The sequence below is a fragment of the Paenibacillus sepulcri genome, from assembly GCF_042647105.1.
GTDB classification, from domain to species: Bacteria; Bacillota; Bacilli; order Paenibacillales; family Paenibacillaceae; genus Paenibacillus_Z; species Paenibacillus_Z sepulcri.
Genome location: NZ_JBHRUP010000001.1, coordinates 3,028,002 through 3,053,364 on the forward strand (window position 1 = coordinate 3,028,002; position 25,363 = coordinate 3,053,364).

19 protein-coding genes and 1 pseudogene are annotated in these 25,363 nt (G+C 46.6%); 2 read left to right on the forward strand and 18 right to left on the reverse strand.

What is annotated here, in order from left to right; all coding sequences use genetic code 11:
- Positions 1-287: 287 nt before the first annotated feature.
- Positions 288-572: pseudogene (locus tag ACFOLF_RS37995) on the reverse strand (IS30 family transposase); the annotation flags it as partial.
- Positions 573-1,171: 599 nt separating this feature from the next.
- Between ACFOLF_RS37995 and ACFOLF_RS13520 the strand changes: the two are divergent.
- Positions 1,172-1,819 carry a hypothetical protein gene (locus tag ACFOLF_RS13520; protein ID WP_210044645.1) on the forward strand — a complete coding sequence of 216 codons (648 nt, stop codon included), beginning with the start codon at positions 1,172-1,174 and terminating at the stop codon, positions 1,817-1,819.
- A 35-nt stretch (positions 1,820-1,854) separates the two neighbouring features.
- Here ACFOLF_RS13520 and ACFOLF_RS13525 read toward each other — a convergent pair whose 3' ends face one another.
- From ACFOLF_RS13525 to ACFOLF_RS13555, 7 genes are all read right to left on the reverse strand, one after another.
- A complete protein-coding gene (locus ACFOLF_RS13525) occupies positions 1,855-3,564 on the reverse strand; it encodes a DNA cytosine methyltransferase (protein WP_210044646.1) in 1,710 nt (569 codons plus the stop codon).
- 170 nt (positions 3,565-3,734) lie between these two features.
- Entirely contained in the window at positions 3,735-4,478 is a 744-nt protein-coding gene (locus ACFOLF_RS13530; RefSeq protein ID WP_210044647.1) for a DUF6339 family protein, read from the reverse strand.
- Positions 4,479-4,483: 5 nt separating this feature from the next.
- Positions 4,484-5,347: a hypothetical protein gene (locus ACFOLF_RS13535; RefSeq protein ID WP_210044648.1), complete on the reverse strand. Its 864-nt coding sequence runs from the start codon at positions 5,345-5,347 to the stop codon at positions 4,484-4,486.
- Positions 5,337-7,277, reverse strand: coding sequence for a hypothetical protein (locus ACFOLF_RS13540; protein ID WP_210044649.1), 1,941 nt, complete (start codon positions 7,275-7,277; stop codon positions 5,337-5,339). The genes ACFOLF_RS13535 and ACFOLF_RS13540 overlap by 11 nt, the downstream gene beginning before the upstream one ends.
- Before the next feature lie 10 nt (positions 7,278-7,287).
- The gene (locus ACFOLF_RS13545; protein WP_210044650.1) at positions 7,288-8,340 is read right to left on the reverse strand and encodes a DNA cytosine methyltransferase; all 1,053 of its coding nucleotides are present in this window, start codon (positions 8,338-8,340) and stop codon (positions 7,288-7,290) included.
- A gap of 184 nt (positions 8,341-8,524) precedes the next feature.
- The gene (locus ACFOLF_RS13550; protein WP_210044651.1) at positions 8,525-8,863 is read right to left on the reverse strand and encodes a LytTR family transcriptional regulator DNA-binding domain-containing protein; all 339 of its coding nucleotides are present in this window, start codon (positions 8,861-8,863) and stop codon (positions 8,525-8,527) included.
- Positions 8,864-8,892: 29 nt separating this feature from the next.
- Positions 8,893-9,339: a HEPN domain-containing protein gene (locus tag ACFOLF_RS13555; protein ID WP_210044652.1), complete on the reverse strand. Its 447-nt coding sequence runs from the start codon at positions 9,337-9,339 to the stop codon at positions 8,893-8,895.
- 302 nt (positions 9,340-9,641) lie between these two features.
- Between ACFOLF_RS13555 and ACFOLF_RS13560 the strand changes: the two genes are divergently transcribed.
- On the forward strand, positions 9,642-9,899 hold the full coding sequence (locus ACFOLF_RS13560; RefSeq protein ID WP_379114645.1) for a helix-turn-helix domain-containing protein: 258 nt from the start codon (positions 9,642-9,644) through the stop codon (positions 9,897-9,899).
- Positions 9,900-10,162: 263 nt separating this feature from the next.
- Here the strand turns inward: ACFOLF_RS13560 and ACFOLF_RS13565 are convergent, their stop codons facing one another.
- From ACFOLF_RS13565 to ACFOLF_RS13610, 10 genes are all read right to left on the reverse strand, one after another.
- A complete protein-coding gene (locus ACFOLF_RS13565; RefSeq protein WP_210044653.1) occupies positions 10,163-10,903 on the reverse strand; it encodes a glycerophosphodiester phosphodiesterase in 741 nt (246 codons plus the stop codon).
- 25 nt (positions 10,904-10,928) lie between these two features.
- Entirely contained in the window at positions 10,929-11,711 is a 783-nt protein-coding gene (locus tag ACFOLF_RS13570) for a carbohydrate ABC transporter permease (RefSeq protein ID WP_210044773.1), read from the reverse strand.
- A 156-nt stretch (positions 11,712-11,867) separates the two neighbouring features.
- Positions 11,868-12,740, reverse strand: coding sequence for a carbohydrate ABC transporter permease (locus ACFOLF_RS13575; protein ID WP_210044654.1), 873 nt, complete (start codon positions 12,738-12,740; stop codon positions 11,868-11,870).
- A gap of 1 nt (position 12,741) precedes the next feature.
- Positions 12,742-13,812: an ABC transporter ATP-binding protein gene (locus ACFOLF_RS13580; RefSeq protein ID WP_210044655.1), complete on the reverse strand. Its 1,071-nt coding sequence runs from the start codon at positions 13,810-13,812 to the stop codon at positions 12,742-12,744.
- Positions 13,766-14,677, reverse strand: a complete 912-nt coding sequence (locus ACFOLF_RS13585; RefSeq protein WP_210044656.1) for an HAD family hydrolase — start codon at positions 14,675-14,677, stop codon at positions 13,766-13,768. Before ACFOLF_RS13585 ends, ACFOLF_RS13580 begins: the two co-directional genes overlap by 47 nt.
- Before the next feature lie 167 nt (positions 14,678-14,844).
- On the reverse strand, positions 14,845-16,200 hold the full coding sequence (locus tag ACFOLF_RS13590; RefSeq protein ID WP_210044657.1) for an ABC transporter substrate-binding protein: 1,356 nt from the start codon (positions 16,198-16,200) through the stop codon (positions 14,845-14,847).
- A gap of 709 nt (positions 16,201-16,909) precedes the next feature.
- Positions 16,910-17,539 carry a glycerol-3-phosphate responsive antiterminator gene (locus tag ACFOLF_RS13595; RefSeq protein ID WP_210044658.1) on the reverse strand — a complete coding sequence of 210 codons (630 nt, stop codon included), beginning with the start codon at positions 17,537-17,539 and terminating at the stop codon, positions 16,910-16,912.
- A gap of 14 nt (positions 17,540-17,553) precedes the next feature.
- Positions 17,554-18,396 carry a metallophosphoesterase family protein gene (locus tag ACFOLF_RS13600; protein WP_210044659.1) on the reverse strand — a complete coding sequence of 281 codons (843 nt, stop codon included), beginning with the start codon at positions 18,394-18,396 and terminating at the stop codon, positions 17,554-17,556.
- Positions 18,397-18,520: 124 nt separating this feature from the next.
- Positions 18,521-19,507: a bile acid:sodium symporter family protein gene (locus ACFOLF_RS13605; protein ID WP_210044660.1), complete on the reverse strand. Its 987-nt coding sequence runs from the start codon at positions 19,505-19,507 to the stop codon at positions 18,521-18,523.
- A 272-nt stretch (positions 19,508-19,779) separates the two neighbouring features.
- Positions 19,780-25,047 (reverse strand): S-layer homology domain-containing protein, encoded by a 5,268-nt coding sequence (locus ACFOLF_RS13610; RefSeq protein WP_210044661.1) that lies wholly within the window; start codon positions 25,045-25,047, stop codon positions 19,780-19,782.
- Between the last annotated feature and the right edge of the window lie 316 nt (positions 25,048-25,363).

The following is a 25,363-nucleotide window of genomic DNA, read 5'->3' on the forward strand; positions in this document are numbered from 1 at the left end:
TATAACATCGGAAACCAATGTTTGGTAGTTTCCCCTTGGCTTATATCCTTCTATATACGGTAAGCCCTTCTCAATCATAGCTGCACTGATATTACAGTGTTTAAATTCAATTGATCCTTGAACGATCGGATAACATTGGCTTAAGACTATCGGCATTTACCGTTTTATTATAAGTTTCCCTTTTAGTTCTGAGATCAGCATACTCATATAGTCTGTAACTATACTTCATTTTTAGACCAGTCTTTCAGCAAGATGAACGCTCCAATACTTATTTATGTGACGAATTGTCAATCTAAGTTCGACAGTTCACCCACGAAAGATTCGTAAGCACACTTCCACCCATGGCATTTACAAGATTGATGAGGCGGACGGCCTCCGCCAGTTCCTCGTCCGAAACCGCAGCCAAATCATAACCCTTGGGAAAAAATTCCGCAGGAGGCCATTTCCGTTCTCGTTAGAAACTCGCAGCTAAGAGGAATACGGGTCTGCAAAATAAACCTTGATGCAGTGAACGTTCTCTAGCGAATCATAACAGGCAAATTCTTTCCGCGATCAGTTGTTGCCGTCTGAAAGTGAAACTCAAACTCTCTTCTCATTCGTTTCCAATCATTACCAGATAATGATGATATGGCCTGGCCTTTACAGATAAATCTTAAGCCAAAAATATCCAATCAAAGCTTAGACATTAAATCTTTAGTATTATAATTTCCTCTTCAATTTTATTTTGTGGTAATATTCTGGATCCTTGTTGCTAAACACAGTGCCTTAACAAGCTCCAACTTTAACATTCCTATCCCGTCACCCAGCATGCAAAATATTGGCTCCGGCTCAGATACGGTATAGATATTTATTCTTGATGAATTTACTGCAATACAATTGTCAAAGCAACAGCTACTGTATAATCTATGTCTCTCAAAGATTTGATAAAATTCTTAGGATTAACTATTTCGGTGTCCATTAACTGCCCCTCATCTTTTTCTACATTTTCGAATATAAGTTATTTATCCTATTTATTCGACATATATTACAATTCCCTGCGAAATAGAAACTGTTAACTGAATCTTCCAGTAAATTAATTGACCTCAACAGCTTCTAATTTAAAGCTCTTTCTCTTAAAATAAAATGTATCAATAAGATATAATGCTAATACAAATAGCAAGGTTGTGACATCATGAATAAAGCAACTGATTTCTTTTGGGTTACCTTAATGAAATGGTTTAATAAGAATCAAAGATCCTATCCTTGGCGTTTTTCAGATGACCCCTACCATATTTTAATTGCTGAGTTTTTACTCCAACAAACACATGTTAGAAAAGTAGAATCTATTTATCATCTGATGCTGACTACATTCCCAACAATCGAAAAACTTGCGGGTTCACCTGAATCCAAAGTTGTTGATATTATTACTCCAATTGGATTAACTTACCGAGCGGAACGCTTAAAGAAAACAGCTCAAACCATACTCACTAGCTATAACGGCAAGGTTCCCGTTTATTACGATGAGTTAATCAAACTATCAGGTGTTGGAGACTACATCGCTAATGCAGTCCTTTGCTATGGATATCTTCAAAGGACAATTCCCATCGATACCAATGTAATTAGATTATTTTGTCGATATTTCGGTTTGACGTCTGATAATCCACGCCCTAGAACTGATAAACTTCTTGCTTCCCGCATTAGAGAACATTTCCTACCGGAACTACAATATAAAGAAGCAAATCTTGCAGTTCTCGATTTTGCCGGTTTGATATGTACTGCAAATAGACCTAAGTGCTTTGAATGTAATCTAAATGATCAGTGCTTGTATAATAACAAATAGCCTCTTACTCATAGTGAGTAGAGGCTATTTTTGCTTTAAGAATATAGAATTATTTCCTGTGGTTTAACAATACTCTCCAACTGTTCATTGATTGGAGAATTAAGATATTTTAACACTTGCTCAGCTACTGCCCTTCCCAAAAGAGGAGGTACCGCATTGCCAATCTGCTGGTACTGTGAGTCTTTAGAGCCTTCAAACACAAAATCATCAGGGAAAGTTTGTAGCCGCGCCGCTTCTCTAATACTTATAGCTCGATTTTTATGGGGGTGTATCCACATTGACTTCCTAACGTTCAAAACAGTTCCGGAAGGAGTATTGTAATTAAGCCTCAGATATACAGTATTTTGAGTTCTACCCGGATTAGAATATGTTTGTTTATGCGACTCATCTAGATGATGAAAGTTCTGACCTGGTTCTAAAACCTTGAATCTTTCTAAAGCTGTCGGAGTTGTCTCTGTCATAACGTGATTCTCAACTCTTTCAACATTTCCACTTAGATATTGAAGAAGTGGATTATTATTATATTTAAATAATGGTTTAATAATAGGCAGATTAACTTCCATTGATGTGAATGGTTCAATTTCTTCAAGATCCTCAATCGCATGTTTTACAGTATAAAATTGATTTGGATCTTTAATAATCGATTCTGGTAGTTCTACAGAGTTGTCCCCCACGAACTCTTTCTTGACTCCAATTAGAATGAGACGTTCTCGAAGTTGGGGTGCACCAAAATGTGCTGCATTTAAGATATGTTCTTCGTTAATAGTATAACCAAGCTTTTTAAACTTTGAAATTAAAAAATCCAGAACTCCATATGTCTGTACTTCAATATATACATTCTTATGCTCATATCCAATATTAGTTATCTCAATGTTATTTGCTTTAATTTCATTCATTCTCATTAATATCTTTTGGATCTCTATAATTTCATTTAAACTTTTGAAAAGAATTGCTTTCGATGAGTCGGTGTGATCTTTCATTTTTATCAGATCCCCGAGCCTCATCCATTTTTCTTGATAACTTTCATTCAAATAAACCTCATGCTGCTCCATCCAAGTAGAAAGGTACTTTTGTAAAGCTTTTTCAGCTTTAACGAGATATACATGAGCTTCTTTCTCTTTTCTGCAAACATGACTTAACTTAGAAAATAAATTTTTATCGGTTATTGTATATGCAGAGAGCTCAGCGTGTTGAGGTGATTCTTGTAGAAAAAGAATCAAATCATCAGCCAGATCCGTTGTTTTTCCTAATATAATTTTCTCAGGTAAAAGATTAAGTCCTAGTTCCTCCACTACTTCTTGGTGATCTTTGGATGAATAGAAGAATTTATGTTTGGATGATTTCATTGCTTTGACATTTTCCATTACAAAGGCTTTTGGGTCCAATTCCCTTATTGCTCTTACATATTCTTTGACCAGCTGGTTATTAGTTGAAATGAGTTCACTCTTTTGCCGGTTTGCATTTGAGAAACCCTGACACGGAGGTCCTCCAAAAACGAGATCTATTTTCTTGAAATCCTTGATTATTTGCTCCTTAAAGTCTAGTTCTTTAATGTCATCAAAATATTTTATATTTTGGCTGCTCTCTCTCTTATAACGTTCATGATTTCTTTTATAGGTTCTTTGAGCAGATTCATTATTCTCTACCGCGGCTGCAATTTCTACCTGCCCAGTTTGTAAAAATCCTAAACTTAATCCTCCGGCTCCGGAAAACAAATCAACCGCTAAAAGCTTTCTGTTGCTCATTATTTATCCACCCCTTGCCTACGAACATTCGTTCCTTATATAAGCAGCTTAACATCTCTTAATATAATTTTCAAGTGCTTCGTCGTAAATTACTAGACTACTACATTTCAACAGAACATGCTATAGAAAAAATAATAATCCCACCCATTTTGGGATGAGTGGGATTATTATCAAGCCAACACTTCAATTTTTTTCCTAACAAGCTCCTCCAGATCCTCTCGATCCAAGGTATCTAATATTGTCACTCCTCCAAGCTGATTGATGTACATCATCAGACTCCTAAAGTTTTCACGATCAATAAAGGAAGAATCTTGTTCTTTTTGTTTTAATACGGAAAGAACCGCTTTCGTTATATCAGGATTTCTGGAAAAACTTCTTTCAAGAAGGCTTTGGGCAATGTCAAGTTTAGAGAGGAGCACCTTAGTTAGTTCAAAGGGATCTTCTCTATTTTCATCATAAGAAACATATCCGTACCACCATAATCGTGCAATACCGTTTCGTATCAAAGCTCTATCACGATTGGCCATGAAGAAATATCGTTCTTTAATTGTATCTACCGGTTTGTCCTTTTCTAAATATGACTCTACAGGCCATCTTTTTCTCATATAATTCCAGAAGGTGGTATGAGTTAAATAAGTCCATAATCTTTCGTCAGTAGCTTGTATAACCGAAAGTCCCTTTAGTGAAGTATATATTTTTTTTGTGTTCTCGAAATCAAAATGAAGTGTACTGCTCTGTGGCATATGTAGATCTATGTTCTCAATTCTAATGTTTGATGTGAAACTCCATGCACTTCCTCCAAAGAATCGATCAAGCCAAACCCCATCTGATTTATACTTATCGAGGTTGCTTAAAATATTAACCTTTAACTCTTCAAGTGAACTTTCGTTAATATAATTTAATTCCACAACCATACACCTCAGTCTTCATCCTCAAAATTTACAAGAGCTAAAAGCGATACAGTTAGCGGATCCCCGATAAGCTTTTGTGCAATAGCTAGAGTAGAGTCGGAAAATGTGTTTTTATTTTCAACATCAATTCCTAACTCCTTAAGTCTGACTTTAATTACTTGATACCATCTGCATTCTTCAGGATCAAAATCCTGATCTTCTGCATTCTTGATAATTTCTAATATGGATACTAACGCCGGCATAATAATTAATGAGGATAGCAATGGCTGTAAATTTTGATTTAATGAAATTGTCTTGTAATGCTCAAAATTATCTTCAGAGAGCTTAATGACAATCTTATGACCCGAAGAGTCCATGTCGAAGGGCAGTGCATTCTCATTGCGATTAGGTTGAACAGAAAAAATAGAAGGTATCCTTTTTAAAGGATCAATCTCTTTTTCAGCAAAAAATGTTCTTTCCGCATCTATAGCTAATACATCACCCTTCTTTATAATAAAGGAGTGACCTTCATAGTCTGGGTGAAACTCAGGTAATGAGTAATTATCTATATTTTCTGCAGCTAAAATAAAAGAACATATCTGCACTTTCCCCTCTATTGAATCAGCAGGGAGCTGAAAAGTAAAATTAGATTCAAATGAGGCAAATACTTTACGAAAGCGAGTTGTTGAACATTCAAAATGAAGGGCAAAGCGGGCCTTTTTTTCTGCTATAAGCTGATTGATCCCATCGCAGCTAGTTACACAGTAGGTCTCAAAAATATAAGTATTTTGGGTTTTAGTGCTTTTAAGTGATGCCTGAAAATCACTATCAATAACATCATCAGCGAAATATGATAGAACCGGATGTGGGTACTGACGATAGTTAATTTGCATGAATCGCAACCTCCAAAGCACACCGAAGTGGTTCATTCAACGTGACTATTAAATCGCATTTTTTGTCTTTATAAAAAGATATCGGTCCGATCCTTCCATTTCTCCCTAGAGATACACTCTCTCCGGTTTGCTGAATGGCAACAAATCGAACAGGAGCTGCTTCACCGCCTACTTCGCCTATGACTTTAATCCCGATATATCCTTCGCCATCAACATCTGTTTGCATTGATACTTTGTAAGTTCCAGCAGTAGGATCAATACAGAATATACGCGAGCGTACCAATTGCAATTTTCTTCCCGGTGTAGGAGTATTATTATTTTTACCTTTAGTCGAATTTCCTTCCCCGGAATCAGTTTGATCATTCTTATCATTTCTGTCTGGTGTCCTATCGCTTCCTCCGCCAGATCCCTTTTCTGTCCCTTCAGCCCCACCGTCTTCGCTTCCATGTGATTCATCTTCTGATCCAGTGGCAGTTTCCTGATAAACAGCAGCGCCTTCATTAACTCCAACAACTGTCGTTGGCTTCATTCTTCGATGATTAATTTCTATTTCAATATCTTCGTGAGCTGTCTTTTCACCTTCTAAACTGTTTTGAGCGAGCTCCAGCCGAGCCTCAACTTCTACCGAAGCATCGTAATTATCAGGTAGATATTGACTTAATCCCTCTACGTCCAATTCCTCTACATTATCAGTAATTGAAATGGTACGAACTTTTTCGTTTATCCAGGCATAAAGTTTTCTTATGATGCCTCTAGCGTCTTCCGGATTCTCGTGTCGTTCCGGTTCCCAAGCGCTGTGTGTAGGGGGCTCGATTTTTCTTAAAAAATCGTTTAACTCTTCCCCCCTGGCAATCATTACACCTGCAAATTTAAACGGTGTGCGGAAATTCCCTTTATCATAAATTTTCATACCAGTCCCTCTGACCATAGCTACACGTTTAGGAAGGGCTTTTCCCGAGAGTACAAACAAGTCAATTTCACCAAGCCCCAAAAAGTCATTTTGAGAAAAATGGTGTCTGTTGGAGAGAGTATAAGCCTCATAATAATGATAAGAAAGGCAATCAGGATCATCTTTTGTATATTTTTCTAACAGACCCGATAATGAATTAGCATTAATGCTTGTTTCCCCTACTTTGACAATCAACTTTTCATTTAATATAGCAATAAAGAAATTCTCAAGAACAGATTTAATTACTCTTTCTTCCCACCCGTTTTTTTCATTAAAACCAGCAACGTATATATCTGTCCCAACATTTGTTCTTCTGAATTGCTCATATACATCCTCTACTGCTAATATCGGTTTGTTTTTCTCAACTTCACCAAAATAGCCTGTGCCCTGAGTAGGTTCCCCGTTTTCATTAGGATGAGTTACCAGCTTAGCCACACCTTGAAATGCCTCTGCTCCATTTCCTACTTCTTTTGTTCCGTAAAACACCGTCCTGAGGTCAGAACATGCAAAAGGAGCGTGCTTACCAATTCCAAAAGATCCCCCTGACTGTGAATCCTTATCCGATGATCCAACTGATTTTATCAGATTATGCCATCCACCTCTCTGTTCATCAACTGCGCCTGTTAATCCAGTTGTATTATAATCACTAATTTTTAGAAATGGGATTTGATTTAATTCCATAGTTGAGAGTGCATTGTCAAAAAATCGTGCAGTTTTACTATTATCTTTCCAGTATTCCTGGCAGGATTTAAGAATGCTTATAAAACTATCTTTTTTCGGAAAATGGTTAGAGGGAATATAGTTTAATTTAAAATGAACCTCTACCGGTCCAAGGTTATCTTTATCTTTTGCATCGCAAGAATTTTGGATGATTTCCCTTGCCAAAGAATCCAAAGGATTCCCACGAAACGTTTCAATTCCTGCATCGTTTAATCCTGTTACCTGGCCATAGTTATTAGATGGAAAATTCCAATTAATCATAACGCTCTCCTCATTTTTGTAAGCTGTCTAATTTTTTCAGACATTCTGCTGCTAGCTTTTGTACAAGATCGACCGTAACAGCATTGCCGATCTGCTTATACTGTTTCGATTTTGGCATCCCTTCCGGAAATGAAAATTGTTGATCTTTAAAACCTTGAAGACGGACACATTCTCTGGGTGTCAGTTTTCTTATCCCCCAATCATCCTGTATAACAGGAACGTTATGGCCACCTTCACCCATGTTTGCTGTAAGCGTAAAAGTACAATCACTTTTATTCTCTCTGACGTATGCTCTCCGCAATAAATAGACGGAATCTCTATTACCTTCTGCCATTTTTTCCACAAACATTTTACCGTATTTAGAATTCACATCGAAGTAGAAATCAGGATCTGCCTCGAAATCCAAATCTAAAAACTCCCTGACATCTCTTAGCCCTGATTCAGACTCTGGGAACTTAAATTTGTTGACTTTGAAAAAATCCTGAGAAAAAGCAACCATATATAGTCTTTCTCGGTTTTGAGGTATATCTGTATGTTCCCTAGTATTAAGTATCACTGCATTGCTTTTATCCGATATTAGATTTCCTTTATTGTCTAAGGGAACCCTGAACCAATATCCTGCTCTCTTTATTTCTTCTTCAATAGTATTAATTGTCTGCTTATTATTGTGGTAAATTAAGTTTTTTACATTTTCAAGAACAAGTATCTTAGGTCTATTTCTTCCGAACTCTTTAAGCAATCTTATTATTTCAAAAACAAGTTTACCTCTCGGGTCTTCAAAACCCAGTTTATTTCCTGCAAGAGAAAAAGATTGACAGGGGAACCCCGCAGTAAGGATATCTACCGGTTCCAATCCATCGCTTTTAACCGATAAGTCCTCAATAGATTTCTCATAAAGTTTCGTCTCTGGATAATTATGTCTGTATGTATCACAGGCATGAGGATCTAATTCATTCGCCCATTCCACTTTAAAACCTTCATTTTTAAATGCTCTACAAAAGCCACCAATTCCTGCAAATAGACTTCCTATCGTATATGTATGCTGAATATTATCTCGATTCAATTTCTTCCAACTCCATAGGTACTATCTAAAGTACGGATTATCTAAAATATTCGCAATAATGTTGTTATTATCTCTATAATTATATTTCGACGAAAACTGACGGACTCCTTCATATTCACCTTCAGCCATCATGCATTTTCATGAACATTAGGACCTAGTCATTCCTCATGTACCCTCTTTGCAGTTAAAGCACTTCATTTAATGTTTGGTGCAATTTATCAACCGACTTTCCCGATACCGGGATAACAATGGAACCAATCATTCCCAATGGTTTTAACACACGTAATGTCGAATCAAACAACCAAGCTTTGTTCAGATTGACTATGGTCCCCCGGTCCACCCGCAAGAAGCCCACCTTATGCAGTAATGAGGCCCACTCCTCTACCCTCCGGATCGATTGATATGCCCCATGATCCGTATGGAATAGAAGGTTCCCACTTTGATCGGTCTGCATAAACAACGTGTCCTGAGAAACATGGAGTAATTGAATATTTCCTTCCGCGTCTTTAACAGGAATGTACATGTTTAACCCCTTAATATTGGCAAAATTTATTATAGAACAGAATTATACGGAACCGCGCCAGCCTCCACCACTCTTGGTGATAGTTGACATAAGAAGAAATCTGATTTGCCAAACAAAATTTTTGTCTGTTCCTCAGAAGATTCATAAGTCATTTTCATATCGGATGTATGGTATTGCAAACAAATGGCGTTTGGGCACCTATAAATACCTGCGTTTATATTAGCAAGTAAGTGGGCATTACTTATCCAGACATCGGATATATGTGGAATTTCCGGGAGAATACCGTTCTCCTTTAAATAAAAAGCTTTGAGCATCGCATTTACAGCCATACCTGCAACTGACTCACATTGCTCATACATTCCATGATTCAAAAAAATTGCAGCCGAATCCATGTATCTTTGAGAGATGTCATGCCAATATTGAGGGCTTAATAACAAGCTTTGTGATAAGGAAAACCATTCATCCAATCGTTCCATCCTACAGCCTCTTTTCGCCAGTCGCTTATAGTAAGGAAATGAACTCTTCTACCATCGGATAGACTGATTGCTCAAATGAAACTGAACTGTTCCGGTTCTAGCTTAGGAGACACATTTTCATCTGAAGTTCTTAACAATAACATGCACGTTTTGTTGTTAGTGACCTGAATGGTCTATACGAAACCAATCAAAGCTCCCATAACCCTTGAAATAAAATGTTATTTTATTACTTTTTGTTGAATACTTTATCTGTTCTAGCTAGTATAGCAGATTGATAATGATCTTAAAAGGAGTAATTTTCCTTGAGCGAACAGCCCATTATCATTAAACAAATCATCGGAAAAACCGTTAAAGCCATACGTATGAAGCAAGGATTAAGTCAAGAGGATTTGGCATATGAATGCGATGTAGATCGTTCCTATATCTCAATGATTGAAGTCGGTCGTAACGAACCTTCTGTTACGAAAATATTCGACTTGTGTAAAGGCCTCAAAATAAAGCCCTCAGACTTTTTTAAGATAGTAGAAGGTGAATATCAGAGGACATTTGAACAGAGCTAATAAAAAATAAGAGCGGGACGCAGGCTTCTCCAGCCTGGTCCCGCTCTATTGTTGATACTTCATTCAGGGAGACGCGAAAAGATCACACTAACTCCCCCGGATACCCGCAATATGCAATTGATCATTGTCCCTATGAGGAGCAGAGGCAGATAAGATAATACCGTACAGCACAAGACAAGCAATAGTAACCAACGCTATACCATATAATACACAATAGACGCTTTTCGGCTTGCTAGGTTCCTGGAACTCAGTTAATGCCCCCTCTACCCCCTAACCCCATCCCCCCACACAATCCGCAGAACCCGCTCCGGATAATTCGTCGTAATCCTCATCCCCGGATACTCCCTAATAATCCGCTCGAGAATCTCCGGCTCATCCACCGTCCACACACCCATATCAATTCCTAGCCCAGCCATCTCGTCCACGAGCTCCCGCGTCACAAAAGCATAATGCATTGACACGATCGACGCCCCCGTATAACGAAGCTGCTCTGCAAGCAGTGTCGGCTTGCCCAGGAAGATCAATCCCGTCGGGATGGAGGGGTCGATCTCGTGCGCCCGCTTCATGGAATCGTGATTGAAGGAGGAGAGCACGACCTCCTCCTGCATGCCATGCTGCTGAATCAATGAGATAACCTTCTCCTCAATGCCCTCATATTCATCGCCAAGCATCTTCAGCTCCACATGCAGCTTGCAGCGACCTTTCGCAAGCTCCAGCACTTCGTCAAGCGTCGGGATCACCTCCGCCGCGAACTCGGGAGCGAACTTGCTGCCCGCATCGAATTGGCGCAGCTCCGCAAGCGTGTAAGCGCGGATCATGCCTGTCCCGCTTGTCGTCCGGTCCAGTGTATGGTCGTGAATAACGACAGGAACTCCGTCTCTGGACAGGTGCACGTCAAGCTCAATAATCGCAATATCCGGCTCGGCCAGAGCCAGCTTGAACGCCGCCATCGTATTCTCGGGCGCGTCTCCCGAACAGCCGCGGTGTGCCACGATCGTAATCATCGTTTCATCCATCCCTTCGGTTCTATTATTTCACTCCGTTATACACGAACGCCTTGATAATCTGCCGCTGCGATAAGAAGAACACAACCAGGATCGGCGCGACCAGAATCAGGTTGCCGGCCATCAGGATATTCCAGGTCGCGACGCCTTCCACTTCGCGGATCTTGGCGATGCCGAGCGGCAGCGTTCTCGCGGTTTCGTTGGTGGTCATGACGAGCGGCCAGAAGTAGTCGTTCCAATGGGCAATGAAGCTGAACAAGGCGAAGGTGACCAGCACCGGCTTCACGAGCGGCACCATGATCCGCAGGATGATTTTCCACTCGGCCGCCTGATCCAGTCGCGCCGCTTCGAGCAGCTCATCGGAGATCTGCATGAACGCCTGCCGCAGCAGGAAGATGCCGAAGGCGCTGGACGCGAATGGCAGGATAAGGCCTAGATGCGTATTGAGCAGCTTGAACGCGCTCAGCTCCAGGTAAACAGGCAGGAAGATCAGCTGGGCGGGAATCATCAGCGTCACCATGACGATGCCGAACAGGAAGCCCGAGCCGATGAATCTGTACCGGGCAAAAGCATACGCGGCCGGAATAATCGTCAGCATCTGCAGGATCAGGATGCCGACTGCAATGATGATGCTGTTTGTGAAATAACTGAGAAACGGTCCCGTATTCCAGGCATCCGCGTAATTCTGCCAGACGGGATTCGTCGGAATCCACACCGGCGGGAAAATCATCGTCTCCGGCAGCGTCTTGAGCGATGTGGAGACCATCCAGATGAACGGCAAAGCGAAGATCAGCACCAGCGCCAGCATGCCGGCAATATTGAATACGCTCAGTATGGCGGATATCACCTTCTTGATCGTCGTTTTGCGGGTACGGACATGGCTCAACTGGCTGCCGGCAGTGGCAGTCCCAATCGGGGCTCCGCCGATCGTATTGTCTACAGCTTTCAAGAGCTTCACCTCTTCCTAACGGTAATGAACGCGATTCGACAGCAGTTTGAAGTAGATAATCGTAAGTACGCCGACAATGACCAGCAGGATAACGCCTGCCGCGGAGGCATAGCCGATCTTGAAGAACCGGAAGCCGTATTCATAGATGTAATACACCAGGGTGTTGGTGGAATTGACCGGACCGCCCTGGGTCATGATTGCGATGGTCTCGAATACCTGGAACGATCCGATCATGTTGATGACCACCAGGAAGAAGATCGAGGGCGACAGCATGGGCAGGATCAGCTTCGTGAAGGTCGTCCAAGGCTTGGAACGGTCCAGGGAAGCCGCTTCGTAGATATCTGACGGGATGCTCTGCAGCCCCGCGATGAACACAAGAGCGTTATACCCGAGCCCTTTCCATACGGCCACAATGACCAGCGAGATGAGCGAGGTGCTCGGATGGGACAGCCAGTCCAGCTTGCCGAAGCCCACGAGCCCGATCACCCAGTTGAGCAGCCCGTATTCGGGATCCATCAGCCAGCTCCACAGCAGCGAGATGGACACGAGCGAAATAATATGCGGACTGAAGATCGCCCCCTGCACGAAGCCGTGAAAGAAGCTTTTGCGGTTCAGCCACAGCGCGAGCAGCAAGGAGATTCCGGTCGTCAGCGTCACCGTGAGCAGGGTGTAGATGGTCGTATTGGTGAGCACCTGCCGGAAATCCGGCTCTGTCAGCAGGTCCTTGAAATTCTGGAAGCCCACGAACGTCTTGGTCGGGCTGACAAAATTCCAGTCGAACATGCTCAGGTAGATCATATAGAAGATCGGATAGATGAAGAACAGGGAGAAAATGATAATGGCCGGAGCGACCATGCTGTACGGACGCAGCTTTTCCCATACGGTCATGTCATCTTCCTCCAGCCGCCACAAGACGCTTCGAGCTTGCCTCGACGCCGCGCAGCCTTTCCCCGTTCAGCCCGAAATAATAGAGCTGGTCATGCGGAATCGTCACCTTCACGCGCTCGGCCGTCTCCAGAGGCGCAAGGAAGGTCTTGACGAAGAAGACGCCGGTCCGCGACTGGATCTGATAAATATTTTCCGCTCCCAGACTCTCGCGGGTCAGAATCTCGCCTTCTATGTCATACCCTTCGACTTCTGCTCCTACGCCAATAAGCGCCTGCTCCGGACGGAACCCTACATAGCCGATAGTGGCGGCTGACCGGATATCCATCCCCTGCACATCCCGCATATTCATCATGTTCATGGCCGGTGTTCCGATGAACTCCGCAGTGAACTGGTTGGCCGGATCGTGATAAAGCTTCATCGGCGTATCCGCCTGCTGGATGACACCCTTGTTCATGACGACGATCTCATCGCCCATCGACATGGCTTCGACCTGATCATGCGTAACGTAGACGAAGGTGGTTCCAAGACGCTTGTGAAGCTGGATCAGCTCCGTTCTCATCTGGTTGCGCAGCTTGGCGTCCAGATTGGACAACGGCTCGTCGAGAATGAACACCTTCGGCTTCTTCACCATCGCCCGTGCGAGCGCCACCCGCTGACGCTGTCCGCCGGACAGATTCTGCGGCTTCTTGTTCAGATGCGGCGTCAAGCCGACAATCTCGGAAATATCCGTGATCAGCTTCTCGCGCTCGCTCTTGGCAATGCCTCTGTTCTTGAGCCCGAATTCAATATTGCCGCGGACGGTCATGGTTGGATACAAGGCATAGTTCTGAAACACCATCGCGACATCCCGCAATCCGGGGGCCGTATCGTTCACGCATTTGTCATCGATCCATATCTCGCCGCTCGTCACCTTCTCAAGCCCGGCTACCATGCGCAGTGTCGTGGATTTGCCGCAGCCCGACGGTCCGACAAGAACGGTGAACGAACCGTCCTTGATGGTCAGGTTCAAGTTCTCAATAATGGTCTCATCCTTGAATTTCTTGCTTATATGCTTCAGCTCGATCTTCGCCATCCGATATGTTCCTCCTTGTGATGGATTCCTGAATCGCACGCATGAGCTGCTCCAGCTCTTCCAGATGGTTAAGCCGCAAATCCCAGACCTCCGGATCGCTGCTCGGGTAAGGGGAAATAAAGCAGGTTCTGCCGCCCAGCCTCTTGGCCGGATGCAGATCATTCCACGGGTTATCCCCGATCGACAGAATTTCATGAGCCTGGTAACCTTGCGCAAGCAGCGATGTGAAATACGACTGGAGGCCAAAAGGCTTATTCGCGCCGTAAACCACATCCTCGAACAAATGGCGGATCTGCATGTAGCTCATGAACTCGACGCCGGATTCGAGGTGGGTGTTGGTCATGAGGCTTTTTTTCTCGACAGCAGTAAGCTCTTCAATGGCCCGGAACAGGTCGCTGTGGCATTCGAATTGATAGGGGGTGAGGACCATCTCCTTGCGGACACGATCGAACGCCGATCTTAATTTCTGCTCGGTAAGCTTGTATTTGTGGCTGAGAACCGTCGCAATTCCCCACGGGTCGCCAATATGAATCAGATGGGGCGCCTGGGAGGATAAAGGTCCATAAGCGCAGGCATGTTCATCGATTGCAGCCCCATCCCAGGTAAAGCCCTGGACGAAACGGTCCCCCTCGCGCACCAATCCGAGATCATCCTCTGTATGATAGAAATGGCCGAATTGGATCGCATGCTCTCCTGCCAGAATGGCTCTTCCTATGCTCATAGCCGCTTCGGTTTCCCCTTCGTGCTCCGTTTCCTCCAGCAGATAACGGATATACCGCTCGAGGAAGGTATCTTCCTGGTAGAGCGTTCCGTCCATATCGAAAATAATAACTTTGATCGCGGACAACCAATTCTCGTTGTACATAGGGTGTAACCTCTCAGCTCTTATGATTGGAAGGAGAAGACTTCCGACTTCCGATGAAGCGGAAGCTCCTCCATGTTTAAACAGTTACTTCAGTATTCAATAGCTCCCAGCCTATACTAGTGATGGTGCATGATGCAGTCGAAGCGTATGGCGGGATGTGCAAAAAATTATTTGCTAAGCAGCTTGTTGGCTTTCTCCGCCGCTTGATTGAGCGAATCCTGCGGAGACACCTTCGGATCCAGAATCGCCTTCTCAATGGCTTCCTTGATGATCTTCGCCACTTCCGGATACGCATTCTCCATCGGACGCGGTCTTGCAAATTCCAATTGATCGACGGCTACCTTGAACTGCGGGAACTCGGCAAAATGCGCCTTCAACTCATCGCTCTCTACGGCAGACAGACGGGTCGGCAGGTAACCGACATGCTTATGCTGGTAAATCGTGTTTTCCTTCGACGTCATCCATTTGAGGAATTCCCAAGCCGCTTGCTTCTCTTCATCGCTGCTCTTCGACGTAATGACAAGCTGACAGCCGCCTGTCGGAACGCCATAGCTTACGTTGGAAGGCATGAACGACGTTTCCATTTCAAAACCATTGCCTTTGGCAATTTCCAGGCTTCCGGTTACGCCGGCCGTGGAAGCGAATTTGAAGGCCGACAGCTGGTTGGACCAGTCTTTATCCGCGGTTGGTCCCGCTTCGTCGCCCATCGGGATCTTGATCAGTCCTTCGCTGGACAGCTTCTTCCAGAACTCTACCGGCGCCACGCCCTCAGGCGAATTGAACGCAGCCGATTTGCCGTCCTCGCTCAGCATTTGGCCGCCGCTCTGGGCAACGAGACCTTCGTAGAACCAGATATCTATGGGCACGGTCATGCCGACTTTGCCCTTCTCCTTCAGGACGCGGGAATATTGCTCCAGCTCATCCCATGTCTTCGGACCAGCCGGGTCGAGGCCGGCATCCTTGAGCATGGTGACATTTTTGTACAAGATCGGGGTGCTGCGCATGAAAGGAAGGCCGTACAGCTTGCCGTCCACATAGGCATTTCCCATCAGGCCGGGATTGAAGTCATCAATCTGCAGCTGATCCTTGTCGCGCTCCGCATAGGTCGTCAGCTCTTCCAGCATGCCCGAGCGTGCGAATACGCCGGTTGATGCGATCTCGAGGTCGGTTACCGCAGGTGCGTCTCCGGCTGCGAATGCCGCCTGTACTTTGGCGTGAAGGTCGTCGTAGTTGCCTTGGTGCTCGGCCACCACTTCGATTTTGTCCTGTGACTCATTGAATTCCTTGACCATGTGCAGCTTCGCTTCCTCAATCTTCTCACCGAACGCGTACCAGTACTTGATGACAACCTTCTTGGATGCGTCGGCTTCTGCCGGCTCGGCTGCAGCCCCGGTTGTTGCGTTGTCCGTGCCTGTGTTTGCGTTCGTGCCGGTGTTGTTCGTGTTCGCGCCGCCCGCTCCGCAAGCCGAGAGCACCCCCGTCATGAAAATCGCCAGCGTTAATGCAGTAAGCTTCTTAACCATTGTCTGATCCTCCACCTTTTCTTTTCCTGAGTTACAACCGGGGCGCAAAAAAAGAAACCTTAATCCTGCCGAGGACATTTCATGTCCTCCAGCGGATAAGGTTTCTCCAATACTCCAACCGATTGCTATTTACTTTTCATATCGAATGATACGTGATGTTTATTAAATCTATGTTATCTGATTGCTAAGATTATATGAATTTTCATAGATTCGTGCGGAGAATAAAAGCAGGCTGCGCAGGCGGAAACGTCTTCCGATACTCGCAAGTGTTACAAGCGAGTTAGCCGCTTGTCACTTGTCGAGGAGCTGTTGTACCCCTGAATTTTTTTTATTTTGGATACCTTTGGTGCAAAGCGATCCACAATCAACATCGTGAATCGCTTTGTCACCTGTATCTGATAAATTCGGGGTACAAAGGTCGTAAGTAGATGCTTCCGAAGCAGCTTTCTTACGAAAGCTTTCAGCTTACGCTTCTCCAGACTATTTCCGCCTGCTCCGCCGGTTAGTCACCGGCTTACTATTCAGGAGGGGGAGGAGCCTAAATAACCTGCCGGTCCTTGGACTTGTCAGACAAGGGGCCCGCGCCTCTTCACTGCTCGGGCTTGGCGGTAAAATTCGATGCAGCTTTTCAGCTTACGCTTCTACAGACTATTTCCGCCTGCTCCGCCAGTTAGTCACCGTCCATTAGATTCACTAATAGAATGACTTATCATATAACCTGCCGGTCCTTGGACTTGTCCGACGAGGGGCCTGCCCCTCTCCACAGCTCGGGCTTGGACGTGGAGATTGCTGTCGCTCCGTACCTGAGGCATTCCTCCGCCTGGCTCTGCTCGTACAACAACCCCCCTGTAATGATAGGCAGCGAGGTGAATGCCTTCACCTTGCCGATCATGTCCGGGATGCGGGCAGGCATGACTTCGATGATATCCGGCTCGCTCTGGCAGAGGCTCTTGGCGATGTTGTCCAGGCCTTCGCTGTCGACGAGGAAGAAGCGCTGAATAGTGATCAGACCCATTTTTTTTGCGGTTTTCACCACATTCGTTTTCGTCGAAATAATGCCGGTCGGCTTGATCACCTTCGCCAAATAATCCAGACCGTAATTGTCCGTGCTGAGGCCGCCCATCTTCTCCAGATGCAGGAAGACCGGGAGCTGATGCTCCTTGAACACGTCCACGTAACCCTTCACAACGCCGATGTGGCCGGTCAGCAAGAAGATGCCGCTCAACTGGCCGCGCAGCGACAGGGCGATCTCAATATGCCTCGGATCCTTGATCGAAGCGATCAATCTGTGCGCGGCGAGACCCTTCAGGAACGCGGCATGGTTTACGTCGTTCTTCATTCCTCTAACCTCCACTATTGGGGCTGTGCCGCTGTCGGCAAGGAAATTTCGAACTGTCGGTCGGCGTCTAGGCCGCGAGCGTTGGGATTGTGGTGAAAATGCGACATATGCCGGTGCATCGTAGAAGCATGCTCCAGCATGGCTTCGTCCATCATATCCACAGCGGAGATGCGGATCTTCTCGCCCTCAAGCTCAATAATCCGGAAGCCGGGTTGATCCAGACAGGCGGCAAGCTGTACGAAGGTCCAGTTATTCTGGGCCACAATCGAATTCACATGCGTATGACCATTGAAATAGACGCCTGCCCCGTTTTTCCGGTTCAGAATGCGCCACATGTCGATGCTCGGATGAATGGAGCCTTTGTCCATCTCCGATCTTGCCGTCGTCTGATAGACGGGGTGGTGGCCGAAGACGAGCAGCGGCTTCGTACCGGACTCCTCCACCATGGCCTCCAGCCAATGCAGCTGCTCTTCGTCGATCCAGCCGCTCCAATCGGCGGTGTCCATCTCCCTGGCCGTATCCAGAAAGACCAGGAAGGCCGAGTCCGTGTCAATCGCGTGATAGCGCTGCTGCCCTGTAATCTCCAGCACTTGATTGCGTGTCTGCGAGTAGACATCATGGTTGCCCAGCACGTGAATGAATGTCCGTTCCTCACGATGCAGCAGCTCATAAACCTCCTGCAGCTCCGAGGGTGATCCAAAATTTGTCAGGTCTCCGAGCGATATATGCAAATCGGCATCCGTATTCAGAAAATGTTCCAGCAAGGTGTGATAGAAAGCAGTCCTAGCCTCCGGCAGTCCCGGAATCGTTGCATCAATCTCGTGATAATGCAAGTCGCCCATCAGAACCAATCTCATTACTTTTCTCCTCCTGGCTTAAACCAAATTTGTAACTCACTCCCTCATGCTATAGAGCAAGTATTGATTATCCGTTAAATAGGGATGGAGTTTTTGTAAAGGTATATGAAAACCGTAAGAGAGATTATGCCGAGAAATTGCTGTCAGCCACAACCCCGGACTCCGGTTTCCGCTTCAGATTATACCGCCGGTTGATCAGATACCCGAACAGCGAAGCTAGCGATTGCTGGAACAGCATCCCGAGCACGACAGGAAGGGCGACCGGTGCGGCAAAATACGACACGGCCATTACGGCTCCGGCGCTAATATTGCGCATGCCCCCGTTGAAGGTGAGGGCAATGACCAGATCCTTCTCCCAGCCCAGCAGCCTGGCTATGAGCCAGCCGAGTATGTAGCCCAAGCTGGCCAGGACAAGCGTCGTGCAGGCAATCCCCAGGATTTTGGCGTTGAAGTGACGCAGATAGGGGGATACGACCGAGCTGTTGATCGCGACGACGATGCCCATCGCGATTTTCGAGAAAGGGCTCAGGCGCGGTCCCCAGTGATCCCGGATGCCGCCACCCGTCCATTGATTCAGCAGCATTCCCAGCATGGACGGCAGTACAATCATCAGCAGGAGCCCCCGCATCATGGCATAGGTGTCCATCTCGACCTGGGTTCCGACAAGAAGCGACAGCGTGTAAGGTACGACCAGCGGCGACAGAATCGTATCGATGAGAATAATCGACAAAGTAAGCGCTGTATTTCCTTTGTAAATGGCGACCCACACGAAGCTTGAAATACCGGTCGGGATCGCCATGGCCAGAATGAAGCCAGTCATGGTAAACGCGTCCTGCGCGTAAAACAGATGCCCCGCTCCCAGGGCGACCAGCGGCATAATGATATGGAGAATGAGCAGCGTAATGAACAGTGGAACGGGCTGCGTCAGTACTTTAATAAATTCCTTGAAGCTGGAGCTGATGCTCCCCGAGAAGGTCATGAAGGCGAAGATCCAGGTGGACAAGAAAGTAAAACCCGACAAATGATTCCCCAGCAGCACTCCGATCAGGACACTGGTAGGTGTAAGCAGCGGCAAGAAACGCTCTAAGCGGCGGTTAAACTGCTGAAGCATGGTCACAGGACTCCCTTTTTTTCACTCCAAGCACCACATGGCAGGTGGAATTCTATACTCGTATTCTACCAGATGCCTGCCGTACTTACATCCTATTAAGTGGATTTTCTCTTTCGTTGCGGCGGGAATTATCTCAAGTCCGGGTATCCATTCGGTGTGAAATATATCGATTTCGATTATAAACATGTGGATAGAGAGCGATTCTTGGAATTGGAAAGTCGTAAAAAAAACAGCCGCTGCCGGCATGAAGCGGCAGTGGCTGTTCTGGTGTGCTAGTCGATCAGCTTCGTTTCTTTGAGCAGTCTTTCCATCAGTGCAGCCGTTTCCGCGCGCGTCATCGTCGCTTGCGGATTGAGGTGCTGTCCGTCCATCCCTTGCAGGATGCCGTCCTTGATGAGCAAAGCTGCGGACTCTCTTGCATATCCGGAGAATTTCGCCGAATCGCCGTAAGGAGCGAGGATCTGACTGATCTCCGACTCACTCAGAGCGATTTGCGGCGCAATCAGATTGTAGGCACGGGCTATCATCGCGATGCCCTGTTCTCTCGTAATCTGCTGCTCGCCGCGGAACGAGTCGTCATCATAACCTTTAATGATGCCAAACTCACTCGCAATTGTGACGGCATCGTGATACCAGATCGTGGATGCCACATCACCATAAGGACTTTCCGTCACACCCTGACGCATCAGGCCGAGTCCGGAAGCCACAATCGCAGCAAATTCGGAACGGTTGATATTGCGGCTTGGAGAGAAGGTGTTATTGCCGGTTCCTTCAAGCTGCAGTCTGGCCGCAATATTGTTGACGCTCTCCTGTGCCCAATGGCCCTTCACATCATCAAAGTCCTGCGGATCCCAGATGACGGAATAGCTTCCCTGGCTGCGCAGGTCGTTGATTAGTGCAAAATACCGGTTGTTGATCTGGGTCACAACCGTCGGCACATGGAACACGGTGCCATCCGGGTTGACTACGACTCCGGTCGTAATCTTGTTTGGATCAATGCCTTCCGGCAGGGCGATATACCGCGGTGCGTAGCCCGTCAATTGATCGGGCGCAACCGTTTGGTCTTGATACGTGAAGCTGAGGGACAGATCAACCGGGTTCACCAGCAATTCATAACCAGCTTTTGCCGCCTGTTCGCCGGCAGCGGTTTTCAATGCATCCGGGGAATGCTTGATGTCGATATTAACCGCAATATCGCCAAGCGGAGCGCCGTTCCACTGCGACGTAATCGAACCCAGGTCCAGCTGTTCTCCAGGAATCGGATAAATCGCCAGCAGATTCTCGATATTCAGCGTGGAGCCGGTATCCGCCAGCTGCTTCACCGTTGCTGCGGTCAGACCTTCAACCTTGATGCTGCCTTCGCCCGGCACACGGACGTTCAACTGCTGTCCGTCTTCCCTGGCAAGTATCTCCGACAATTGATCGTTGTCAATGGTTACTGTCGTACCCGCATCCGTTGTCGTTCCGCTGGCGAACGTGCTGTCCGCATCATTCACAGTCGTTTCGATAGCCGATGGCGGTGTAGGAGTATCGCCGCCGCCCCACCCGTATCCAGAGGCATCGCGGGTAACGGTGATAGTGTATTCCTTCACTTGACCGTCCGCATCAGTGACTCTGACCGTAACCGTGTTCGTTCCGACATTAAGCGGCAATTCAGGGCTGATCGCTCCGCTGGCTGTTTGCTGCCAGCTGCTGCCATTGACGCTGAATTCGATTTTCGCATTCGGATCGAGAGCGGTCGGCGTCCATTGGATGTTCGAAACGCCGTTGCTCACGCTGAGCGAGTAAGCCGTTGTATCCGAATCAAAAGCCGGGCTCAGGCTTCCCGAGGAAGACGCGAGGCCAACCAGCTTGTTCGTCGTGCGGATAATCTCGATTTCATATTCATTCAGAAGCGTTCCGTCCTTGGCATAGACGCCGACTTTAATCAGGTTTCGGCCCTCGACAAGCGGCAGGCTGTCCCAATCGGACGGATCGATCTGTTCGCCGTTCAATGTCACCTTGACATCCGTATCTTCCGAGACGAATGCGGCCGGAGCAATGGACAGGCTATACGTAGCGCTTGTTACAGTTGCTTTATAAAGCGAATATACATCCGGCGAGAACGCCGGAGCCAAGTCAATGGCTGCATCTCCGTCAGGAGTGTGGCCCGCGAGGTCAAGATCAGCCAGCTGGCCTCCCGCTTCTGTCTGAACCTTGAGCGTCTTGCTCTGGGTCGTGGTACGGCCATCCTTCTCAGAGATCACGTCCACCGTATAGGTTCCGTCGGTCAGGACCGCATCCGGTGTAAAGCTCCAGCTGCCTTCTTCGTCCACTATTGCTGTCCCTCTAGCGATCGTATCTCCATTTTTATTCTTAATGGTATACGAGATAGCAGCGCCGGGTGTCGTCGTACCTTCGAATGTCGGCTGCGTGATGTTCACTACGCTGCCGGCCGGCTGCACGATGGCCAGCTCCGGATCCGAAACGGTCACCAAACCGTCTGCAGCTGTTGTCAGCGCCGCCAAAGCAGCATCCACTTCTTCTTGCGTTGCGTCTGGTCTATTCAGCACGTCTTGTGCAGCGTCCAGCGCGTTTTCAAATGCCTGCCAGCTGTCCGGCTTGTAATCGCCGGCGTTCAGGCTCTCAGCCTCAGCCGCTTTTTCCGCCAGGGCCGATTTGTCTACTAACCCGTCATATGCAGCTTCCAGTGCTGTCAACGCAGCATCGATGTCCGCTTGCGTTACAGCCGGATTATCCAACACGGCTTGAGCATCCTGCCGCTTCTCCAGATAAGCTGCCCAGCTTGCCGGCGTGTAATCGTCTTCGTTCAAGCCTTCGCTCTCATCTGCTTTGTCTTGAAGCAGCGTCTTGTCGAAGAAATCGAAGGTGAAGCTGTCGACAAAAGTATCATTCGTTCCTTGCAAGTCGCCTTTGTCTGCATCGTATGCTACTGAAACCTTATGAGCATCCGTCAGATCGATCTCGTCCGGCAATTTAAGCGTCACTTTCGTACCGTTCACTGAAACCGCGTCACTCGTCAGTTCAAAAGTTTCCCCATCTATTGTGACGGTGAATCCGTCACTTGGGTTCTGAACCGCTCTATCGAATGTGAGTGTAATCGTATTCCCGTCCTCTTCACTGCTCCCAAGCGCTGCACTTGCAAGCTCAGGACTTGGCAGGACGACGGCAACCGTCTTGGCTGCACTAATGTTGATCGTTTGATCATCAGCAGCCAATCCGCCGTATTCGACGACGTAACCGCGAACGGTATTATTAGTCGGAGAGTAATCATTCCATTGTCCCGCTGTGCTCCCTGGTCCAAAAATATGCGCGACGTATTCTCCGTTGCTGTTATTCGGTTCTCCGGTAACCCAGTTCGAATACCCGCCGTCTACCGTTCCAGCATCTGCAGAAGTTGATCCCGATGTGTAGCCTTTCCAGAATGGCGTGCCATTCCCAGCATCCTCCGTTCCTTCAGGTCCTGTCACCCAACGCCAGTCTCCAGTGACGATAGGCTCTCCATTTTTCCGTTCAATATCTTGCGCGCCAATCCAGCCAAGACCCTGTGTTTTTTGTGCCACAAAGTCATTTTCCTGTTCGTCCATTATGGTTACGAGATAGCCTTGGCGACCGAAATAGTCCCGCAATTCGGCTTCAGCCTTTGCTGCGTTCCATGTAAGGTTTGAAGCTTTGACGATATATTCATAAAAATGGCCATTACTATAAGGCAGGGCGCTGCCAAGTGTAAATGAAATGTCTCTGTCGCCCGCCAAGTTAACGGATGTAGTTGAAAACTGAACGCTTCTTAGCGCTTCTTCGTAGTCTGCAACAGACGCCTCGCCGGTTAGTGTTAAAACGCCATTAGCGGAATTATAGCTTCCAGTAATGCCATTCTGATTAACAAAGTGGAGCGCATCGCCATTTTGCAATCCGCTGTTAATGACAACCGTGGCGCCATTTATTGTTTCATAGTCAATAAGGTCAATAATGTTTAAGTTCTCATCAACCTTTACGAGGGATCCGTCATTCGATGTTGTATCATCGGAAGAAGTAAATAATCCACGCGAACCTGCCTCGGGCTTCACACGCGCAAATGTGAAGTAGTCGCCGTCATTCAATGTGACATTATCAGCCACATAACTGCCAGATTCATGCTGCATATCCGTTAATGTGTAGTCGCTGAATGCCGGGTCGTGACTGACAATCAGTTTTGCATCATCCGCAACAGCTTCATCCGGAACGGAAATTTGCACAGCGCCGACGCCGTTCGTATTCTGTACATTCCAGACCCGCTGCGCGCGGTAAACATTGCCGGCAACGGATTGGTCAATGGTCTCAGGCGAGAGCTGCTGCCCATTGTCTCCCCAGATCAGGTATTGATTGTCCTGCGTGAACGCAGCCTGGTTCCGGGAATTTGTTTCCTCAATGCTGCCCAGGCCGACAGCAATCTGCGGTATGCCTGAATTTACGCTGCGGCTCTGTTTCTGGTTCAAACCACCTGCGTCATCGCGGGCAATACCGGCGATATTGTTGGAATAAAGTTGGTTATCTTCGTTCGTATCCCATACAATATTACCGTTCGAAGACAGATAATTGCTGTTTGCGCCTTGCTGTGCATCAATCGTATAGCCGTATTTGAGCGCAAGGTAAGTGCTGATCCTCTGACGCTCTTCCGGCATAAGCTCACGATTGTATACAATGACGTCCTCGATCTTGCCATTCCAATATGAATCTTCAATTTGCTGGGGGGTTCCAACTACACTTCCAATTCTGGCACCATTATCCTGGCCGGTATCCCAGTTCTTTGGAACATCTTGTCCCCATGTGCTGTCCTGCACTTGTTTCATTTTGCTGAATAAATGGGCAGCATTATTGGTCGCTCCGCCCCAATTAATAAACAGCTCGAACGGATCGGTTGTGTTCACCAATCCATCGGGACTATACATCGTCTGGCTCTGAGTGCCATTCGCAGGGGTTAAGCCCCCCCTGGTTCCATTTTGAATCATACTCATGTTGGAGAAAGCATTTGTATCATTTGTGCCCCATGAAATAATATACCGGGTGGAGTGTGCTGCTTGGGCCACTCCGTCTATGTTGGATTTGGCCACTGTAATAATGGATCTTGGGCTCGTATTTTGCGGTAGATGACTTACATCGAGATCAAGATACGTTTCTTTGGGAACATTGGGTTCGGCTTGATGATCCAGCTGGGTTCCGTAAAACTCCACTACCGGATTAAAATTGATGTTATGCTCGGCGTCATCCCAATAGGCGGGCTGATTGTCCACGTTGCCCTGGGTTGCCTTATTCGGGTTTCCGCTCTGGCTTTGATCTGCCCATTCGGACACTTTACTTCCACTGGTTGGATCATTCACGCCTGCATCGGGACGCAACCACAAAACGGCACCGGCAACCCCGCCGGGACCTACTGCCCCGCCCGGACCTGGATCAGCATTTACGGGCTTGGCATAGCCTGCTCCGGCAATAGCGGAGAACACTAGCGCGGTGCTCAGCGCTTTCGCTATCCCGGAACGAATCTGTCTGTTCATTAGTAACATTCTGAAATCCTCCTCATATCTTCGAATCGTTCCTGAATGCTCAAATTTGCCTAGTGAACGATGGATGTCCAGCCTCTTGGATGGATTCGTTTCCTCGAAATCCTCTCTACCAATTCACAAGCCAGACTGCTTCCATACATGTATCATCATTTGAACAGGAACAATTAGATTAATTTTACATTTCAAATCTATACAAAATCTGAACATTGCTATAAATAAGATTAAAAAAACACTTAAGCACTCCGTTATTTAGCGGAATACATAAGTGTTTTCACTTCCAAAGTCTGTTATAGAAATTTTATTCTCTATTTTAAAT